The sequence below is a fragment of the Allobacillus sp. SKP2-8 genome, assembly GCF_007559355.1.
Classification (GTDB): Bacteria; Bacillota; Bacilli; order Bacillales; family Alkalibacillaceae; genus Allobacillus; species Allobacillus halotolerans.
In genome coordinates this window covers 166,737-186,960 of sequence record NZ_VMHF01000002.1, presented here as the reverse complement: position 1 = coordinate 186,960, position 20,224 = coordinate 166,737, and the positions used below count along the sequence as shown (strand labels likewise).

22 protein-coding genes are annotated in these 20,224 nt (G+C 40.3%); 18 read left to right on the top strand and 4 right to left on the bottom strand.

The genetic code is table 11. The annotated features are described in order from the left end of the window. Positions 1-8 precede the first annotated feature (8 nt). The 3 genes from infC to rplT are packed head-to-tail and all read left to right on the top strand — an operon-like array spanning position 9 to position 1,132. Positions 9-509 (top strand): translation initiation factor IF-3, encoded by a 501-nt coding sequence (gene infC / locus FPQ10_RS04210; RefSeq protein ID WP_255439702.1) that lies wholly within the window; start codon positions 9-11, stop codon positions 507-509. Positions 510-540: 31 nt separating this feature from the next. After that, the gene (gene rpmI, locus FPQ10_RS04205) at positions 541-738 is read left to right on the top strand and encodes a 50S ribosomal protein L35 (RefSeq protein ID WP_144160758.1); all 198 of its coding nucleotides are present in this window, start codon (positions 541-543) and stop codon (positions 736-738) included. A 37-nt stretch (positions 739-775) separates the two neighbouring features. Further along, a complete protein-coding gene (rplT, locus tag FPQ10_RS04200) occupies positions 776-1,132 on the top strand; it encodes a 50S ribosomal protein L20 (RefSeq protein ID WP_144088050.1) in 357 nt (118 codons plus the stop codon). A gap of 37 nt (positions 1,133-1,169) precedes the next feature. Here the strand turns inward: rplT and FPQ10_RS04195 are convergent, their stop codons facing one another. Then, positions 1,170-1,400, bottom strand: a complete 231-nt coding sequence (locus FPQ10_RS04195; protein WP_144160755.1) for a hypothetical protein — start codon at positions 1,398-1,400, stop codon at positions 1,170-1,172. Positions 1,401-1,556: 156 nt separating this feature from the next. Between FPQ10_RS04195 and FPQ10_RS04190 the strand changes: the two genes are divergently transcribed. From FPQ10_RS04190 to FPQ10_RS04170, 5 genes are all read left to right on the top strand, one after another. Continuing rightward, complete coding sequence (locus FPQ10_RS04190; protein WP_144160752.1) at positions 1,557-3,173, top strand: long-chain fatty acid--CoA ligase; 1,617 nt, start codon at positions 1,557-1,559, stop codon at positions 3,171-3,173. 449 nt (positions 3,174-3,622) lie between these two features. Further along, complete coding sequence (locus tag FPQ10_RS04185) at positions 3,623-3,877, top strand: DUF1294 domain-containing protein (protein ID WP_144160749.1); 255 nt, start codon at positions 3,623-3,625, stop codon at positions 3,875-3,877. Positions 3,878-3,951: 74 nt separating this feature from the next. Then, a complete protein-coding gene (locus tag FPQ10_RS04180) occupies positions 3,952-4,533 on the top strand; it encodes a TVP38/TMEM64 family protein (protein ID WP_144160746.1) in 582 nt (193 codons plus the stop codon). Between the two features lie 59 nt (positions 4,534-4,592). Beyond that, positions 4,593-5,075 carry a dUTP diphosphatase gene (locus FPQ10_RS04175; protein WP_144160743.1) on the top strand — a complete coding sequence of 161 codons (483 nt, stop codon included), beginning with the start codon at positions 4,593-4,595 and terminating at the stop codon, positions 5,073-5,075. A 69-nt stretch (positions 5,076-5,144) separates the two neighbouring features. Next, positions 5,145-6,227 (top strand): M42 family metallopeptidase, encoded by a 1,083-nt coding sequence (locus FPQ10_RS04170; RefSeq protein ID WP_144160741.1) that lies wholly within the window; start codon positions 5,145-5,147, stop codon positions 6,225-6,227. Positions 6,228-6,526: 299 nt separating this feature from the next. On the opposite strand, the gene sspI is transcribed toward FPQ10_RS04170, so the two are convergent. After that, positions 6,527-6,739 (bottom strand): small acid-soluble spore protein SspI, encoded by a 213-nt coding sequence (gene sspI, locus FPQ10_RS04165; RefSeq protein WP_144160738.1) that lies wholly within the window; start codon positions 6,737-6,739, stop codon positions 6,527-6,529. Between the two features lie 85 nt (positions 6,740-6,824). On the opposite strand from sspI, the gene FPQ10_RS04160 reads away from it, so the two are divergent. From FPQ10_RS04160 to tnpC, 6 genes are all read left to right on the top strand, one after another. Beyond that, positions 6,825-7,562 carry a TrmH family RNA methyltransferase gene (locus FPQ10_RS04160; RefSeq protein WP_144160735.1) on the top strand — a complete coding sequence of 246 codons (738 nt, stop codon included), beginning with the start codon at positions 6,825-6,827 and terminating at the stop codon, positions 7,560-7,562. Between the two features lie 332 nt (positions 7,563-7,894). Beyond that, the gene (gene pheS / locus FPQ10_RS04155; protein WP_144160732.1) at positions 7,895-8,929 is read left to right on the top strand and encodes a phenylalanine--tRNA ligase subunit alpha; all 1,035 of its coding nucleotides are present in this window, start codon (positions 7,895-7,897) and stop codon (positions 8,927-8,929) included. A gap of 13 nt (positions 8,930-8,942) precedes the next feature. Continuing rightward, positions 8,943-11,369 (top strand): phenylalanine--tRNA ligase subunit beta, encoded by a 2,427-nt coding sequence (gene pheT, locus FPQ10_RS04150; protein ID WP_144160729.1) that lies wholly within the window; start codon positions 8,943-8,945, stop codon positions 11,367-11,369. 184 nt (positions 11,370-11,553) lie between these two features. Further along, entirely contained in the window at positions 11,554-11,895 is a 342-nt protein-coding gene (tnpA, locus tag FPQ10_RS04145; protein ID WP_144160726.1) for an IS66 family insertion sequence element accessory protein TnpA, read from the top strand. After that, positions 11,892-12,251, top strand: coding sequence for an IS66 family insertion sequence element accessory protein TnpB (tnpB, locus tag FPQ10_RS04140; protein ID WP_144089726.1), 360 nt, complete (start codon positions 11,892-11,894; stop codon positions 12,249-12,251). The genes tnpA and tnpB overlap by 4 nt, the downstream gene beginning before the upstream one ends. A 39-nt stretch (positions 12,252-12,290) precedes the next feature. Continuing rightward, the gene (gene tnpC, locus FPQ10_RS04135) at positions 12,291-13,856 is read left to right on the top strand and encodes an IS66 family transposase (protein ID WP_144160723.1); all 1,566 of its coding nucleotides are present in this window, start codon (positions 12,291-12,293) and stop codon (positions 13,854-13,856) included. Positions 13,857-13,887: 31 nt separating this feature from the next. On the opposite strand, the gene FPQ10_RS04130 is transcribed toward tnpC, so the two are convergent. Both FPQ10_RS04130 and rnhC read right to left on the bottom strand, forming a co-directional pair. After that, entirely contained in the window at positions 13,888-14,082 is a 195-nt protein-coding gene (locus FPQ10_RS04130) for a hypothetical protein (RefSeq protein ID WP_144160720.1), read from the bottom strand. 6 nt (positions 14,083-14,088) lie between these two features. Beyond that, positions 14,089-15,006, bottom strand: coding sequence for a ribonuclease HIII (gene rnhC, locus FPQ10_RS04125; protein ID WP_144160717.1), 918 nt, complete (start codon positions 15,004-15,006; stop codon positions 14,089-14,091). A 144-nt stretch (positions 15,007-15,150) separates the two neighbouring features. On the opposite strand from rnhC, the gene zapA reads away from it, so the two are divergent. From zapA to FPQ10_RS04105, 4 genes are all read left to right on the top strand, one after another. Next, positions 15,151-15,429, top strand: coding sequence for a cell division protein ZapA (zapA, locus tag FPQ10_RS04120; RefSeq protein ID WP_144160714.1), 279 nt, complete (start codon positions 15,151-15,153; stop codon positions 15,427-15,429). Position 15,430: 1 nt separating this feature from the next. Continuing rightward, a complete protein-coding gene (locus FPQ10_RS04115) occupies positions 15,431-15,964 on the top strand; it encodes a CvpA family protein (RefSeq protein WP_144160711.1) in 534 nt (177 codons plus the stop codon). 89 nt (positions 15,965-16,053) lie between these two features. Then, positions 16,054-17,772 (top strand): DNA polymerase/3'-5' exonuclease PolX, encoded by a 1,719-nt coding sequence (gene polX / locus FPQ10_RS04110; RefSeq protein ID WP_144160708.1) that lies wholly within the window; start codon positions 16,054-16,056, stop codon positions 17,770-17,772. After that, entirely contained in the window at positions 17,772-20,120 is a 2,349-nt protein-coding gene (locus FPQ10_RS04105) for an endonuclease MutS2 (protein WP_144160705.1), read from the top strand. Before polX ends, FPQ10_RS04105 begins: the two co-directional genes overlap by 1 nt. Positions 20,121-20,224: the final 104 nt, after the last annotated feature.

Below are 20,224 nucleotides of genomic sequence, written 5' to 3'. Positions count from 1 at the left end.
GCAAAGATATTGTGAATGAATCCATTCGAGCAAAGGAAGTCCGTTTGATTGATGTCAATGGTGAGCAATTAGGAGTAAAGTCAAGAAACGAAGCCTTGGAGATCGCTGAAAAAGCGAACTTAGACCTCGTGTTGGTTGCTCCACAAGCAAAACCACCAGTTGCTCGTATTATGGATTACGGAAAATACCGCTTTGAACAACAAAAGAAAGAAAAAGAGCAACGTAAAAACCAAAAGGTTATTAATGTAAAAGAGATTCGTTTGACTCCAGTGATTGAGGAGCACGATTTCAATACGAAATTACGTAATGCTCGTAAGTTCCTTGGAAAAGGCGACAAAGTCAAAGTCAGCGTACGTTTCCGTGGGCGTGCGATTACCCACAAAGAATTAGGTCGTGAAGTTCTCGACCGATTCGCTGAACAAACCAATGATATCAGCAATGCGGAATCAAAGCCTAAAATGGAAGGACGCAGCATGTTCATGATGCTTGCTCCTAAAGCAGAGAAATAAATTCGTTCGTTAATTTAAGGAGGATATAGTCATGCCAAAAATGAAAACTCATAAAGGTGCTCAAAAACGTTTTAGAAGAACAGGTACTGGTAAATTTAAACGTGCTCATGCGTTTACAAGCCACATGTTCGGAAATAAAACACAGAAACAAAAACGTAAACTACGTAAAAGCGCAATCGTTGCTAAAGGCGACGAAGGCCGTTTAGAAAAAATGCTACCGAATAAATAAAAACAATAAGATTCGACATAAATAGGAGGGAATTACCATGGCACGTGTTAAAGGTGGAACAGTTACACGCCAACGACGCAAACGCGTTTTGAAACTAGCAAAAGGATATTACGGTTCGAAAAGAACGTTATTTAAAACAGCAAAACAACAAGTAATGAAATCAGGTCAGTATGCATATCGTGACCGTCGTCAGAAAAAACGTGAATTCCGTAAGCTTTGGATCGCACGTATTAACGCGGCAGCTCGTATGAATGACATTTCATACAGCCGTTTAATGCATGGATTGAAGCTTGCTGGAATCGAAGTTAACCGTAAAATGTTAGCAGATCTAGCTGTAAGCGACGAACAAGGATTTACAAACCTTGTTAACCAAGCAAAAGACGCGCTTAAATAATAGACTGATTGAAACCTTGATTGGTGAGTGTGAACACTCATTGATCAAGGTTTTTTGTGTATTGGGATCTTTTTTCAACGTTAATTCTTAAAGCTTCAGTGTTAAATTGCGGTGCTTCAGTGTTAATCTTCGAGGCTTCAGCGTTAATTTGTGAATCTTCAGGGTTAAATCGAAATCCTTCAGTGTTAAATTGTAAATCTTCAGTGTTAACCCGCGAACCTTCAGTGTTAATCCGCAAACCTTCAATGTGAATAGCAAATTCTTTCAACTTTCTTCCGTTAACGTACTTTTGAAATCTAATGAACACATACAATCATGTGCTTAAACTGAGACTTGGCTAGTAATTGACAAAATTATCATAATAATTTAAATTTAAAGATATACTATCAAGAGTTATACATAATTTAAAAAAGGAGGAGTAGCTATGAATAATTTTCAGTTGACGACTACGCAAATGTTAGAAAGAGCTGAGAAGTATTTTTCGCAAAAAGAGGTTGTGTCTAGGACAGACCTAAAAGTTCATCGGTTAAATTATAAAGAAGTTGGACAACGTTGCCGGTCATTATCAGATTCATTAGAGGCACTTGGCATAAAAAAAGGTGATCGAATAGGAACGCTAGGTTGGAATCATCATCGACATTTGGAAGCTTATTTTGCCGTTCCCAATATGAATGCGGTTTTACACACGATTAATTTCCGATTGCCACAAGAACACTTAATTTACGTCATCAATGATGCGGAAGATAAAGTATTGCTTGTTGATGCACAGTTTATTGGCTTAATTGAAGCGATTAAAGATGAAATCCCTTCTGTTCAACACGTCATCTTAATGACGGACGAAGAAAACATCCCAGAAACATCCCTTCCTTCAGTCTATCTCTATGAATCACTCATTGAACAAGGTGATCCCACTTATCAATATCCAGAAAACATCCAAGAAAATGATCCAGCAGGTATGTGTTACACATCTGCGACAACAGGCAAACCCAAAGGTGTCGTCTATACACATCGAAGCACTTTTTTACATTCCATGACATTAGGCTTAGCTGAAACAACAGGTGTACAAGAAGAAGATGTATCATTACCACTTGTACCGATGTTCCACGTAAATGCTTGGGGATTCCCATATGCAGCTACATGGTTCGGTACAAAACAGGTATTACCTGGACCGAATGTTACCCCACAACTGATTCTTGAATTGATCGAGCAAGAAAAAGTGACAATGTCAGCTGGAGTGCCAACAATTTGGTTAGGTGTCGCTCAAGCATTGGAGCAAGGAAATTATGATACATCGAGTTTAAAAGCTGTTATATGTGGAGGTTCCGCTGCACCGAAAAGCTTGATCGCTCTGTATGAAGATCGTTTTAATATTCCATTTATCCATGCATATGGAATGACGGAAACAAGTCCTGTTGCTACATTGTCGAGACCACTCAGCAAACATGAGGATTTAAGCCGTGAAGAACAACTGAATATAAAAGCAACACAAGGACGTGTTGTACCCGGCCTCGAAGTGAAAGTCATCAACGAAGACGGCGAAGTACCTGCGGATGGTGAAACAATGGGTGAATTGACCATTCGTGGACCATGGATTACAGATCAATATTATAATGCACCGGATAAAACAGCTGAATCTGTTAAAGATGGCTGGCTATATACAGGTGACATTGCCACAATCGATGAAGATGGCTTTATTCAAGTTGTGGACCGGACGAAAGACTTGGTTAAAAGCGGCGGAGAATGGATTTCAACCGTTGCACTTGAAAATGGCTTGATGGCTCACGAGGCCGTTGCTGAAGCGAGTGTAATCGGTATCCCGCATGAAAAATGGCAAGAAAGACCGCTTGGTGTTGTTGTTTTAAAAGAAGGAGCGGATGTGACGAAAGAAGAGTTATTCGAGTACATCAAACCAATGTTTGTAAAATGGTGGCTTCCGGATGACATTGTTTTTGTCGATGAAATCCCTAAAACTTCTGTCGGTAAATTCTTGAAACGAGCATTACGAGATCAGCTTTCTGATTATTATTTGCAGGAACAATAGGAATGTTTGTCCCCAGCGGAAAATCTCGCTGGGGATTCAGTTTTTTAGGGTATGTGAAATCCGTGCATTGTTGAATGATACATATACAAAATGGTAAAATCACTGTTTATCTAGTTAACTTATATAATAATATTTGAAGGTCGGCTTTTATATTTGGGAGGTTAGATTAATTGGAAAAGCTAATTTTATTTTTAGTTATATTTTTATTTATGTTAGCTGGCAACTTAATAGGTTATAAAATGCTACCAAGTAAAACTGTAATAAAATCACCTATGATATTTTTAGTTTTGGTAATACAATTAAGTATTATCTCAGGAATTTATATTATTATATAAAAATTAAGGGTACTTTTCGTGAACAAAAGGGGTTACATGAAGTTAGAACGGCTACCTATATGTTTCTATAATAATATAATTAAGTAACATATTCATTAAAGAAAGAGGAATCACATGTATCTATTAGCTGGCTGGTTAGTCATCATTAATTTTATTGGATTCATCGTCATGGGAATCGACAAACGAAAAGCACGCCTCCGACAATACCGCATTCCAGAATCACGGATTTGGACGATCGCCCTCATTGGAGGGGCGCTCGGTGCTTGGGCTGGCATGAATGTTTTCCGCCATAAAACAAAACATATCCAATTTGCTTTCGGGCTACCATTGATTACATTGGTATGGGCTGCAGTCTTTTTATGGGGCTAAGCTTTTCGTCAACTTGTCATAAAGGCTCGTCTATTGTCATATCCTTTAGTAAGCCTATTTGAAAGGAGGCTGCCATGGAGGGTGTTATCGGTTGGATCCAACAGTCGATTGACTCTAATCAGATGATTGCACCGGTGTTGTTTATTGCATTTCATATTATCCGTCCTTTTTTATTTATTCCGGTTGCATTCATATGCATAACGGGTGGTTTGTTGTTTGGGATGACATATGGGGTTGTCTATTCATTGATTGGTGTCACACTTTCTAGTCTTCTTTTCTATTTGGTTGTTCAACAAACACCGAGCCTGTTTAAACGATTTGAACGGCTCAGGGAAAAAATGTTTGGAAGACATAGCCAATTAAACATGCCACAAGTCGTTTTGTTACGCATTACGCCATTTATCCATTTCCACTTAATTTCCTTAATACTGATTGAGATGACACGTAATTTCAAAGAGTATGCAAGAATGTCCATCATCTCCAATCTACCTTTAGCTTTTGTTTACACGACATTTGGTCAATGGTTTCAGTCATTGGGAATCGTACATCTGATCTTGTTTTTATCATTGATCTTGATTTTGATGTATTTGATTCGAAGAAAAGAAATCATTTTGAAATGGGAAGATTTCTTTACGGTTGAGCGAACAGAAAATTGATTTTCTCATGTGGAGGATAAACCTTCTTTGTTATACTGAATAACAGAGGAGGTTTTTTGATGGACTGGAATATGATTATGGAGATGCAAAAAGTGTTAGATGACCGAATCATGGATAAGATTGGTCGAACTCGCGCTGAGGTAAGCGACGAAAAACTACTCGCCTTGTTGGTTGAAGTGGGCGAATTAGCAAATGAAACAAGATGCTTTAAGTATTGGAGCGAGAAAGGGCCAAATGACCGGCAAGATATTTTAGAAGAGTATGTAGATGGAATTCATTTTCTCATTTCTATTGGATTAGATCGTACATATACAATCCAGCCAACGATCAGACCATCTGCGAAATCATTAACGGAGCAATTTCATGGCATTTATGATGGAATTGTTCAGTACAAATCCAACCCGACCGAAAAACGTTATCATCAATTGCTGTCCGATTATTTAAGCCTAGGCGATACATTAGGTTTTAATGAAATAGATATTTTTCAAGCTTACCAGGATAAAAATGAAGTGAATCATGATAGGCAAAAATCAGGGTACTAACTTTTGTCCTCGAAAACGATTAGCGTTATAATGAAAAATGGTTAGTCAGAAAATAAGGAGGATTCAAAAATGACACAAAAAGACAATATGCAGATGTTAAAAGATTTAACAGATGCAAAAGGGATTCCCGGAAACGAGAAAGAACCACGTGAAGTCATGGAGAAGTACATAGCTCCATATGCGGACGAAGTGACAACGGATCATTTAGGAAGTTTGATCGCCAAGAAAGCAGGCGATGAGAACGGACCGAAAATCATGGTTGCCGGTCACTTGGATGAAATCGGCTTTATGATTACACGAATCGACGATAATGGTTTCCTTTATTTCCAAACTGTCGGTGGCTGGTGGAGCCAAGTCATGCTCGCACAGCGTGTAACAATCATGACGAAAAAAGGTGACGTCACAGGAGTCGTTGGCTCTCAACCACCTCATATCCTATCTGCTGAGCAACGGAAAAAGCCAGTCGATATTAAAGATATGTTTATCGATATCGGTGCTGCAAATAAAGAAGAAGCAGAAGAATTCGGAGTTCGTCCAGGCGATTCTGTCGTTCCATATTTTGAATTTACTCAAATGAACAATGAAAAGTTAATGCTTGCCAAAGCTTGGGACAACCGTATTGGCTGTGCCATTGCGATTGAAGTGTTGAAACGATTAAAAGATGAACAGCATCCAAACGTCGTCTATGGCGTTGGAACGGTTCAAGAAGAAATCGGACTACGCGGTGCGAAAACAAGTGCACATGCGGTCAAGCCGGACATCGGATTTGGCGTAGATGTTGGCATCGCAGGTGATATGCCGGGCGTTTCCGATAAAGATGCTGCTGCGAAAATGGGTGAAGGCCCGCAAATTATTTTATATGATGCATCCATGGTTTCTCATAAAGGCGTACGTGATTTCGTTGTGGAAACAGCAGAAGAAAACGACATTCCATTCCAATATGATTCCATGGCGGGAGGCGGTACGGACTCAGGTTCCATCCATTTGACTGCGAATGGTGTTCCTTCGTTGTCCATTACTGTACCAACGCGCTATATCCATTCCCATGCAGCAATGCTTCATTACGATGATTTTGATAACCTTGTGAAGCTACTCGTTGCGGTTATCAAGAAAATGGATCATGAAACGGTTGAAAAATTGACATTTAATTAAATTAAAACAGAGCGATCCTTAAGTGAGGATTGCTCTGTTATTTTTACTTGAAGCAAGGGTGTGAGTGTTTAGCTGTTCGCTTCAAGCGTCATTTGCCAAATAACACTGAAGCTTCACGGAAAAACACTGAAGTTCCGTGAATTGACCCTGAAGCTTCGTGAATTAACCCTGAAGGTTCGCAAATTAACACTGAAGCCGATCGAATTAACCCTGAAGAATTGCAATTTAACCCTGAAGCTTCGTGAATTAGCACTGAAGGATTGCACATTAACACTGAAGCCCCACTTCGATCACTCTCTTTAAAGCTGATTCGTTTCTTGTTCTAAAATATCCAATACATACTTTTTGTCCTTTTCGTTGGCGCCCTGCCAGAGCATTTCAAAAAGTACGCCAAGACCTGGAAGCATCTTTTCTTCTCCACTTTCGACAGCGTCAACAATGGTCGCTTGTAATTGTTCCTCATTATTTCCTGCGATATTGTTTTTGATTGCTTTACGTAAATTTAAATCCATAAGCTCACCTCATAATTGAATTTTGTTGTAGTTTGGTCAAAAGACTTTTAAACTATGTATAGGAAATGTGTGAGGTGTATAAAACATGATTGAATCGAAACAAAATCAACGTGTCAAAGCATGGAAAAAATTAAGCCAGAAAAAACATCGTGATCGTGAAGGACTTTTTTTAGTGGAAGGCTGGCACTTAGTCGAAGAAGCGGTAAAAAGTGATTGGACGATCGATACATTAATTGTGGAAGATGGAGTGGAAGTTACTGATGAATGGAGTACATTACCTCTTGAGTTTGTAAGCTCTCCGGTGATGAAGGAAATATCCCAAACAGAAACACCACAAGGTATTGCTGCAGTCGTTCGTCAAAAAGAGTGGGAGCTTAATCAACCTAAACGTATGTTAATGCTCGATCAAATACAAGATCCGGGCAATGTAGGTACAATCATTCGAAGTGGTTTAGCTTTCGGAGTGGAAGCGATTATTTTAGGCAAGGGTACAGTTGACTTATATAATGAAAAAGTCGTTCGTGCGACACAAGGTGCGCTGTTTCATTTTCCTGTCATTCAATCCGATTTATTTGAGTGGCTAAACAAGCGAGACATCGTCGTTTATGGAACAGCTTTGGATGAACAAGCGAAAGCATTACCTGAAATCGAACCACCTGAAGCGTTTGCAATTATTTTGGGAAACGAAGGTATGGGCGTGCAACCTTCATTGCTGGAACGATGTAATGAGACCATTTATATACCACAAGAAACAAAGGCCGAGTCGCTAAATGTCGGCATCGCTGCTAGTGTAATTTTATATCATTTTCGATATGTCACTTGATATAATTAGGAAAATTATCTATAATAATTGGAGATTTAATCGTTATAAAAGCGTCGAAAGAGCTAAGTAGGCAATACCCGATCATCGATTAAAAGGGATGGAGTATCCTGGACTGAAAATACTCCAATCGATGGGATTGTACGAATTTCACTCTGGAGCTGACACTACAGGTGTCCGGGTCCTTGATCCGTTATTCAATGAAGTGGGTTTGCGTTAAGATAAAGCAAATCAACGAGGGTGGTAACACGGAAATCAACTCGTCCCTTATTTACAGGGAGGAGTTTTTTTATTTTGCTTAAAGAAAGCGGTTGTTGACCAAAAGGAGGATATTTATGAAAGAGCGGCTACAGAGCATTAAACAAGAAGCCATAACTGAAATTGAAGCGGCCGATACGCAAAAATCTTTGCAAGACGTGCGTGTTCAGTTTTTAGGGAAAAAAGGGAAAATCACGGAAGTTCTTAAAGGGATGGGGAAATTATCGAAAGAAGAACGTCCTGTCATTGGTCAGCTCGCCAATGAAGTGCGTGATGAGATTACTGCATCCATCGAAGAAAAAGCGGATTTACTGGAAAAACAAGCGATTGAAGAACAATTGAAAGAAGAGACGATTGATGTCACACTTCCAGGTCGGCCGACGCATACGGGTGGTCCTCATATTCTCATGAAGACCATTCGAGACATTGAAGATTTATTTATCGGCATGGGATATGAAGTGGCAGAAGGACCGGAAGTTGAAACAGACTACTATAACTTTGAAGCGTTAAACTTACCAAAAGGTCATCCAGCTCGTGATATGCAGGATTCGTTTTATATTACAGAAGAGTTGTTGATGCGTACACATACTTCACCGGTTCAAGCGCGGACGTTGAATGCACATGAAGGAAGAGGACCCGTTAAAATTATTTGTCCTGGAAAAGTGTATCGCCGTGATACAGATGACGCGACACACTCCCACCAGTTCACGCAAATCGAGGGACTTTATGTGGATGAACATATTACGATGAGTGATTTAAAAGGAACATTGAATGTTCTTGCAAAACATCTATTTGGTGAAGATCGTGAAATTCGCCTGCGCCCGAGCTTCTTTCCATTCACTGAGCCATCCGTTGAAATGGACATCTCTTGTAAAGTTTGTAACGGAGACGGCTGTTCCGTTTGTAAACATACCGGTTGGATTGAAATTTTAGGTGCAGGACTCGTCCATCCAAATGTTTTGGAAATGGCTGGTTTTGACTCCAAAAAGTATACAGGATTCGCATTCGGAATGGGGCCAGAACGAATCGCGATGTTAAAGTACGGCATTGAAGACATTCGTCATTTCTATACGAACGACGTCAGATTCTTGAAGCAATTTCACCAGGTATAAGGGGGTATGAACGATGTTAGTTTCAATTAATTGGTTAAAAGAATATGTTGATATCGAAGGCATTTCTACAGGAGAGTTAGCTGAAGCCATTACAAAAACAGGTGTCGAAGTAGACGGCATTCACGGTCCGATATTGAACGATGAAAAAATTGTTGTCGGATATGTTGAAGCGTGTGAACAACACCCAAACGCCGACAAGTTGAACCTGTGTCAGGTGAACGTTGGTGAAGAAGAACTCGCGCAAATTGTCTGCGGTGCACCGAATGTGGCGCAAGGGCAATATGTTGTCGTCGCTCGACCTGGCGCAATACTCCCAGGCGGGTTGAAAATTAAAAAAGCGAAACTGCGCGGTGAAGCATCAGAAGGAATGATTTGTTCATTGCAAGAGTTGGGTGTCGATGAAAAGTTCGTGCCTGATCATTTAAAAGATGGCATATTCGTTTTTGATGAAGAGGTACAAATTGGTGAACCGGCTTGTCCGTTACTCAATTTAGACGACCAAGTGCTGGAGCTAGATCTAACACCGAACCGAGCAGACTGCCTAAACATGATCGGGATGGCTTATGAGGTTGCTGCTATTTATAATAAAGAACTTCAATTACCGTCACCGACTGTTAACAAAGCTGATGAGTCGTCCAATGATTACATCGCTGTTCGTATAGAGAACAAAGAAATGAATCCGTATTACGGTGCGTGGATTATCAAGGATTTAGAAGTGAAGCCATCTCCATTATGGTTGCGTAATCGCTTGATCAGTGCCGGCATTCGCCCGATCAATAATTTGGTTGATATCACGAACTATGTTTTGTTGGAATACGGTCAGCCGCTTCACGCTTTCGATTATGACCGTTTTGGCAGTAAAGAAGTCGTCACTCGTCCAGCTCATGAAGGTGAAACGATGACGACACTTGATGGAAAAGAGCGGACACTTCAGCCAGAACACCTATTCATTACGAACGGTGAGAAGCCTCATGCATTAGCTGGTGTAATGGGCGGTCAAGATTCCGAAGTTCAAGATGATACAACGACGATTCTTCTCGAAGCTGCTTATTTCGATCCGAAAACCGTTCGCAAAGCATCGAGTCAACACAATTTACGAAGTGAAGCGAGCGCACGGTTTGAAAAAGGTGTCGACCTTGCACGTGTGAAAGAAGCAGCAATACGTGCAGCTGAGTTATACGAAGAGTTAGCAGGCGGAACAACTTTAGGGGAAATGGTGGAAGCGGGTTCAACTGAACGTGAACCGGTTCAAATCACTTTTGAACGCCATGAAATTAATGAACGCATAGGGACCGAGTTATCCGTTGATCAAATGAATGATATTCTAGAACGTTTACGATTGCCATATGAACAACAAGGGGAGCAATATACAGTGACGCCACCGTCACGTAGAAATGACCTTCGTATTCTCGAAGATATGGTTGAAGAGTTTGCTCGTTTATATGGTTACGACCATATCCCTTATACATTGCCGACAGGTCAATCAAATAAGGGCGGCCTAACGAAACGTCAACGATTAACTCGTGAGGTACATGCTTATTTACAAAAAGCAGGATTAAATGAGGCGTTGACGTATTCACTGACGACAGAAGAAAAATCAAAACATTTCGTTAGCCCGGAAATCCAAACCGATCAAGAGGCTGTAAAATTATTGATGCCAATGACCGATTTGCACAGTCATTTGCGATTAAGTGCTATTCCCGAGTTATTGTCCAGCCTTCAGTATAATGTGGCAAGAAATCAATACAATCTCGGGTTTTATGAACTTGGATCTGTTTATTTGCCGAATGAAGGTGAGGACGTACTGCCAAAAGAAGAGCTTCGGGTTGCGGCTGCAATTACAGGAATCTGGGAGAATCACCCATGGCAAGGAGAAAAGAAACCAGTTGATTTCTTCGTACTAAAAGGCATTTTAGAAGGCTTATTTGAAAACTTCCTTAAAGACAATGTTGTTTTTGAGAAAGCCAGTCTTGATGGAATGCATCCTGGACGGACAGCAATTCTTAAATTGAACGGAGAAACGATTGGTTATATCGGACAACTTCACCCATCTATTCAAAAAGACCATGATTTGGATGAAACTTATATTTTCGATTTAAATCTCGAAATGGTCTTTGCGCACGTTGATGAAACGCCGGATTATGAACCAATTACCAAGTATCCAGCTGTGTCTCAAGACTTAGCTTTCGTAGTTGATTCTGATGTACAGGCGAAAGAACTCGAGCAAACCATTTATCAGTCAGGACAACCGTATTTGAAAACAATCCGTGTCTTTGATGTGTACCAAGGTGAGCATATGGAAGAGGGTAAAAAATCCATTGCCTTTAACCTTACGTTCCAAAACAATGAACGGACACTCAAAGACGATGAAGTAGAGGAACTGAGAGAACGTATTATTCAAGAAGTAAAAGCAACATACAAAGCGGAATTACGTGGATAAAAAATGCCCTTCAGACACTAGCTGTCTGAAGGGTATTTTTAGTTTGAGTATTCACTTATGAACGTAGCCGCTCGACAAACAGTTCCAACCGCTCGACAAACGTAAGCGTAAAGATAACCACACCTATAATTCCACATCTCACTCCTCCATACTATAACTATCTTGATATGAAGGAGGTTGTTTTGTGGAAGAATCCCATAACGCAATTACAACATCGGATGATGTTGAAGTATACTCAAAAGAATGGTGGATTGAAAAAATTCAGGAATGGAAAGCAAGTGGATTGACGGTAAAGGAATGGTGCGAGCAAGAGCAAGTATGCACTTATCATCAATTCATTAATCAACGTCGAAATCTTTGTCCAGAAGAAGTTCAAACAAAGGAGCAATCGGTCTCAGGATGGTCAGCGATTGAGATAAATACGAGCGCTTCTATTGAAGTTGAATGTCGAGATGTACGAATGACCATTGAAAAAGGGTTTGACCAAGAGCTCCTTCAGGAGCTGTTGGAGGTGATTCGAACATGAAGATCAACCTTAATGGAAAACAACGAATTTTTATTGCCCATGGTGAAACAGATATGCGATTATCGATTGACGGGTTAGCAGCACTGGTTCAAGAATACTTCCAACTCGATCCCTTTTCTTCTGATTTGTTCTTATTTTGTAATCGTGGTCGCGATAAAGTCAAAATACTTCATTGGGAACACAATGGCTTTTGGCTTTACTACCGTCGACTCGAAAATGGTCGTTTTCAATGGCCCGAAGGGCTTGAGGGTGAGACCATGGACATCGACATTAGACAACTTCGATGGTTATTAGAGGGGTTAACTGTAGAAGAGGGAAAAGTTCATCCAAAAATTGACGCAAAAAAAGTTGTATAATCCGCCCATTTTTGTAAGCTTTTATAGTAAAATAGAGGTATGACTAATACAACGAATACACCTAACCAAACTGAAGAATTATCACAGCGAGTCAAGGAGCTTGAGGAAGTAAACGCTCAACAAAAGGCGACTATAAAGTGGTATGAGGAACAATTTCGACTCATGCAGCAAAAACGTTTTGCCTCCTCGAGTGAAAAGACTCCTGATAACCAAATAGAGCTTCCGCTCTTTAACGAGACGGAAGTCACTGAAGCACCGGAAGTTGAGGAACCAACGGAGGAAGAGATCACGTATACGCGAAAAAAACGTAAACGTACGAGCTCAGACTCTGTCAATCAGCTTCCGGTTGAAGTCGTGACTCATACATTACCTGAAAGCGAACAAATTTGTTCTTGCTGCTCGGGTCCGATTCATGAAATGACAGTAGAAAAACGTAGAGAAATTGAAATAATTCCAGCCTCGGCTTACATAAAAGAGCACCGTCGGTCGGTTTATTCATGTCGCCAATGTGAAAAGAATGAGGTAGAAACACCCATTACAAAGGCACAAATGCCAGAACCGGTCATCTTTAAAAGTATGGCTTCACCATCCGCTATAGCTCATATTATGACTCAAAAATATGTAGAAGGATTGCCGCTTTATCGCCAAGAAAAACAACTTGAACGGTTAGATTTAACACTGTCGCGTCAAACAATGGCGAACTGGATGATTAAAGCAGCCGCGAATTGGCTAGAACCTGTCTATGAAAGCCTGAAGGCTTTCTTGCTTACTAGACCGACCATGCATGTAGATGAAACAACCATTCAAGTGTTAAAAGAAAAGGATCGATCAGCTACAAACAAGTCATATATGTGGCTGTATCGATCAGGTCGAGAAGACCCTTCATGTGTGCTGTTTGATTATCAAACAACCCGTGCGACTAAACACCCGAAGCGCTTCCTGGATGGATATAAAGGCATCCTTCATGTTGATGGTTATAAGGGTTATGATGGGCTTCCTAATGTTCAGTTGTCTGGTTGTTGGGCCCATGCTAGACGAAAGTTTGATGAAGCCACCAAAGCTGGAAACTTTGGTAAATCAAATGGCCCTACGTTATCTGAACAAGGCCTCGCATATATTAATCAATTATATAAAATCGAACGTTCATTGAAGGGTAAAACCCTTGATGAGATTCATGAAAATCGGCAAGAGAAAAGTGTTCCAGTTGTCGATGCTTTTTTCGCATGGACAAAAAAACATGTGAACACTGTCGCACCGAAAAGCTTACTAGGGCAGGCTATGAAGTACGTCATCAACCAAGAACGAAAATTACGTCGACCATTTGGAAATGCCCAGTTAGACATCGATAATAACCGAGCTGAACGTAGCATTAAACCATTTGTAATTGGTCGGAAAAATTGGTTGTTCGCCCAAACTTTTAAAGGCGCTCGTGCGAGCGCGGTTATATACAGTGTGATCGAAACAGCTAAAGAAAATAATCTAAAGCCATTTGAATATCTCACATACCTTTTTGAGATATTACCAAATATAAATGAACTAACGAGTGAATCACTCGAACCTCTTCTTCCTTGGTCAGATCAACTACCTGATAAAGTGAAGAATTAAATCAAATATTAGTTTAACTCACAAACCGCACTCAAACTAGAGTGCGGTTTATTTGACGCTTACCGACAAACGGCTCCAGCCGCTCAACAAACAGTTCCAACCGCTCAACAAACGATTCCAACCGCTCGACAAACGGCTCCAGCCGCTCGACAAACAGCTCCAACCGCTCGACAAACGATTCCAACCGCTCGATAAACGTTTCTAGCCGCTCAACAATCGAATCCAAACCATCCTACAATAGTTTCTTCGCTTTCTGTGTATTGGCAAAGTGCGTTTTTGCGATTTCATTTAAAGAACTCTCACCTTTTTGCTTAATCAATCGGGCAATTTGCCGATCGACAATGTTGGAAGCTCCTTTTTGAATCGAAAATCCAACGTTTTCAGATATACGATCGATTTCTTGTAAAAAGCGATAGCGAGCAAGCATGGAAGCGGCTGCTACTGGTGTCGAATAACTTTCCGCTTTTGTCATAAACGTTAAATCATCAAAAGATTGTTCACCTGTTTCTCGAACTGCTTTATGGAAGGTAGCTGGTTCACAGAACTGATCGACAACGGTTCCTTCGAAAGATTGCTCACCTAGTTTATTACGGACATTCTTAATCGCATGGTGATGCATCCATGCCTTCATTTTTACTTGAGACCAACCTTTTGCTTTCAGTTGATTATATCTCGGATTATCAAGAACAACGGAACTGTATGTAATGTCAGTTAACAAGACATCTTTCATAACAGAGCGGATTGCATCATCGGTCAACGTTTTCGAATCACGTACACCTAATTCTCTTAGAAGCTCCTGCTGTTCTGAAGTAGCAAAAACACAAGCGACTGTGATCGGACCGAAATAATCTCCCGTTCCTGCTTCATCTGAGCCCATATGTGAATCTTTTAAAAAGGTCGGCAAGCTTCTATTGGTTTTTGTTTTTTTCTTTTTATCGTTAGATCCTGGATTTCCCCATCGACTCGCTTCTTTTTCAGCTTCATTCCCTTGAAACACGACCTTGCCGGATTGATAAGCGGTAATCGTGCATCCGCTAATCTTCGCTGCGAAGTGAGCGTGAGGTGGTGTAGAAGGGAGGATTGCAGATTGATATGTATTCTTCATCTGTTGAATGGTCGATTGGTTTACTTTTAATACAGCGTGTGCCATGAAAATAGAACTCCTTTATGGATTAGCATATTTTCTCCTAGTATATCACGCCATACTGACGTTCGCAGGAAGTAAATGTACTTTCCAAGCGATATGTAAACGTGTTACTATATGGAGTAGAATAACGCGGGAGGAGGCTACTGAATGGATGGTTCTAATCAGACGAAATTAACAGTGGAAATTCACAAGAAAAAATATACCATTGTTGGCCAAGAATCCTCAGAACATATCAAGATGGTAGCAAGCTTGGTCGATCAAAAAATGGATGAAATTCAATACGCAAAGCCTTCGTTGGATACATCCCAATTAGCTGTATTAACAGCCTTGAATACGATGAATGATTACTTGAAACTCAAGCAAGAACATAACGAACTATTGAACCGAGTGAATCGTGGAAATAGACGGAAAGAGGATCGAAGGTAACATGCTGGATATTTTATTATTAATCTTATTGATTTTTGGTTTTTTAATCGGTTTAAAACGCGGGCTTGTCATGCAAGTCCTTCACATTGTCGGTTTTATCGTTGCATTTATCGTTTCTGTTTTATACTACAAACAATTAGCTGGCAAATTGGAATTATGGATTCCGTATCCGGATTTTTCAACAGACCAGTTTTGGGGTACGTTACTAAACTCTACAATACTGGAAAACTCATTCTATAATGCGATCGCTTTCTTCGCAATATTTGTCCTTGTGAAGATTATCATGCAAATTATCGCAAACTTACTGGATTTTGTAGCAAACCTACCGATCTTACATAGTGTGAATAATCTATTGGGTGCCATTCTTGGATTTATTGAGATGTATTTAATTTTATTCGTCATCTTATTCATTTTGTCGCTCGTATCGGTAGAAATGATTCAAAATCTCATACAAAGTTCCGCAATTGCGGGATTCATGATTGAACATACACCTGTTTTGACTGAGCAATTGAAAGAACGAATATTTCCTGAATGAACGAATGGATAAAAGAGGTACACTCAATGCGAGTTGGCCTCTTTTCTTTTCAGTCAATGAATGAATAATTGCTGAGTAGGAGTGCTTATATGGATAAAAAGAAAGTAATCAAACATTTAGAAACGATTGCTATTTATTTGGAATTAAAAGGTGAAAATCCTTTTAAAATATCTGCCTATCGGAAGGCTGCACAAGCATTGGAACGAAATGATCAGTCATTGGATGAGATTGACGATTTTTCAAAACTGGATGGAATTGGTAAAGGTACCAATGCGGTTATCGTAGAGTTCATTGAAGCTGGAGAAACGGAAACGCTGAACGACTTAAAAGAGGAAGTGCCTGAGGGATTAATTCCACTACTAGACTTACAAGGATTAGGTGGTAAAAAGCTAGCGAAGCTTTACAAAGAACTCGGTGTAATTGATCAGGTGACATTGCGTAAAGCGTGTGAAAATGGTGACGTCGAGAAATTGAGTGGGTTCGGGAAGAAATCCGTTGAGAAAATTTTACAAGCATTAGACGAGATCGGTAAACGTCCAGAGCGCTTACCTCTTTCTGATGTCTTGGTGTTACCGCAGCTAATCGAAGAAGAACTGGAAAAAATAGATGACATTAATCAATACTCAATAGCAGGCAGTATGAGACGTCTCCGTGAAACAATCAAAGATTTGGACTATATTATCGCAACGACGAATCCAAAGCAAGTAGCTGACAGTTTGGTTCATTTATCAGCGGTGAAAGAAGTAGTTGCCCACGGAGAAACGAAAGTAACCGTTATTGTAGAGTCGAAGTGGGATGTCTCGGTTGATTTTCGTCTCGTTGCTCCAGATGAATTTTATACAACACTTCATCATTTCACAGGATCCAAAGATCATAATGTAGAAATGAGAAGATTGGCAAAGCAAAAAGGCTTGAAGATCAGTGAATATGGAGTCGAAGAAGAAGAGACGGGTAAAATTCACACCTTTGATTCCGAGCAAGCATTTTTTGAATTTTTGGAGGTCCCTTATTTACCACCTGAAGTGCGTGAAACAGGGGAAGAAGTTTCTGTTAACCATTCGCCTAATTTGATTGAATTGGCTGATATAAAAGGCGATTTGCACATGCACACGACATGGAGTGATGGTGCACAATCCATCGAGGAAATGGTTAAGAAAAATATAGAAAAAGGCTATCAATTTATAGCGATTACGGACCATTCGAAGTTTCTGCGTGTTGCGGATGGCTTGGATGAAGTGCGACTTCGTCAACAACGTGAAAAAATTAAAGAAGTCCAAGCGAAATATCCAGAAATCACAATCTTTTGTGGCGTTGAGATGGATATTTTGCCGGATGGAACGTTAGATTTTTCGGATGAATTTTTAAAAGAGATGGACTTTGTCATTGCATCTATTCATTCAAGTTTTAGCCAATCAGAAGAAAAAATCATGGCTCGTATGCGAACAGCAATGGAAAGCCCTTACGTTGATATGATTGCTCACCCGACCGGACGATTGATTGGACGACGTGAAGGCTATGCATTAGATATAGACACATTCATTGACTGGGCCGTCGAAACAAACACGATTATTGAACTGAATGCGAATCCGAACCGATTGGATTTACATTGGACAGAACTACGAAAAGCACAAGAAAAAGGAGCGCGAATAGCCATTAACACGGATGCGCATAGCTACCAAATGCTTGATGATATGGCGATTGGTGTGAAAGCCGCTCGAAAAGGGTGGATTGAGAGAGATACAGTCATCAACTCATGGACACCAGAGCAGTTACAATCATTTTTGAAGACGAAAAAAGGTGAAGCATAATGGATCAAAAAATATTGAAACAACTGGAATTTCCGAAATTGATCAAACAAATCGTAGATCATGCGGAAACGACACGCGGAAAAGAAGCGGCTGCAAAATTAATGCCTTCAGCTGATTTTGAAGAAGTCATTCGATGGCAAAATGAAACAGATGAAGCTGTGCAAGTTTTACGAACGCAAGGACATATGCCGCTCGGTGGTATTCATGACCTTCGAGGAAGTACAAAGCGTGCAAAAATCGGTGGAATGTTAAGCGCAACAGAGCTGCTCGAGATTTCGGATACATTACGCGGGAGTAAGCGCGTGAAAAACTTTGTTCAAGATATAGATGAAGTGGATACCCCGATTTTAGTGGAGTTAGTTGAACAGATTGAACCGCTCAGCAACCTTGAAAAAGAGATTCATATGTGTATCGACCAGGATGGAAAAGTGATCGATAGTGCTTCGCAAGGATTGAGAAGGATTCGGAGTCAAATTCGTTCGTTAGAAAGCAGTATTCGCGACCGGTTAGAAGGATATACCCGAACTTCAAGCAGTAAGTTATCGGATGCCATCGTTACCATTAGAAACGAACGCTATGTTCTTCCGGTTAAATCAGAACATCGAGGAAGCTTCGGTGGAATCGTTCATGATTCATCCTCATCCGGCCAAACACTATTTATCGAACCACAAGCGGTCGTCGAGTTAAATAATAAGTTACAAGCTTCAAAGGTCGAAGAACAACAAGAGATTGAACGTATTTTGACGCGGCTAACGGAACTGGTTCAGCAAGAAGCGGAACTGTTAGAGCATAATGGTGATATTTTACAAAAAATTGATTTCTTATTTGCGAAAGGAAAATATGCGCAGCAACTTCGCGCAGCCAAACCTGAAATGAACCATGATGGTTACATTAAAATGATTCAGGCTCGCCATCCACTCATTCCAGAAAGTGAAGTGGTCAGTAATGATATCGAAATTGGAAAAGATTATCGCGCAATATTAATCACTGGTCCAAATACGGGTGGTAAAACAGTTACCTTAAAGCTGGTAGGATTATGTACATTAATGGCACAATCTGGTTTGCAAGTCCCCGCTCTTGATGGGTGCCAGCTTGCTGTATTTGATCATGTATTTGCAGATATAGGTGACGAGCAATCAATCGAACAGAATTTAAGTACCTTTTCCAGTCACATGACGAATATCGCATCCATTATTGAACGATTCAATTCCAACTCGTTGGTCCTGTTTGATGAACTTGGTGCAGGTACAGACCCACAAGAAGGAGCAGGCCTTGCGATGTCCATTTTGGACTATGTCGTGAATCGAAACGCCAGAGTCATTGCGACAACGCATTATCCTGAACTAAAAGCATATGGGTACAATCGGGAGCAAGTCATCAATGCTTCCGTTGAATTTGATGTGGAGACCCTACAACCAACCTATCGACTACTGATCGGTGTACCGGGTCGAAGTAATGCTTTTGAGATTTCTGGAAGAATCGGTTTGAAGTCAGAAATTATCGAACAAGCGAAAACGATGATTCATGAAGATAGTCGTTCTGTAGAAAATATGATCGCCTCGTTAGAGACGTCCAGAAAACAAGCAGAGAAAGACTTTGAAGAAGCGGAAGAAATTTTACAAGAATCCGAGGGAATACGTGAAGAGTTGAAACGAGAATATGACCGTTACTTAGCAAAGAAAGAAGATTACCAGGAAGCGGCTAAGAAAAAAGCTCAGAAGATCGTTGATCAGGCAGAGCAGGAAGCAGAGACTATTTTACAAGAGCTTCGTCAAATGAAGAGTTCAGCAGAGATCAAAGAACACCAATTAATTGATGCCAGGAAGAAGATTTCTGATCAAAAAGAAGCTTTGCAAGATACCAATCAAAAACAACAGATTGAGACAACAAATCAACCAGATGAGTTTGAACCAGGTGATGAAGTGCACGTCGCTTCATTCAATCAAAAAGGTCAAATTGTTTCTCAATTGAATGACAATGAGTATGAAGTTCAGCTTGGGATCATGAAAATGAAAGTACCAAAAAAACAATTACAGCTGATCAAACGAAAAGAAAAAGAGAAAAAGACGACGCCGATGGCAACTGTTCGCGGTAGACAGAGTCACGTGAAGACAGAGTTGGATTTAAGAGGTGAAAGATACGAGGATGCCCTACATCGGCTGGAAAAATACCTTGACGATGCCCTGCTGGCCGGATATCATCAAGTATCAATCATTCATGGAAAAGGAACCGGTGCGTTAATGAAGGGTGTCCATGCATTTGCCCGAAAACATCGGTCAATCAACAGTTATCATTTAGGTCATCCAAATGAAGGTGGAAGTGGTGTGACAATCCTTTCGCTTAAATAGATCAACAAGGAGTTTAGACATGGAAACATTAGCAAAAGTGTTAGTAGTCGTAGCGGTTTTGTTTATGATTGTTGGAGTTGTATTTATGGTGATGAATTAACCAA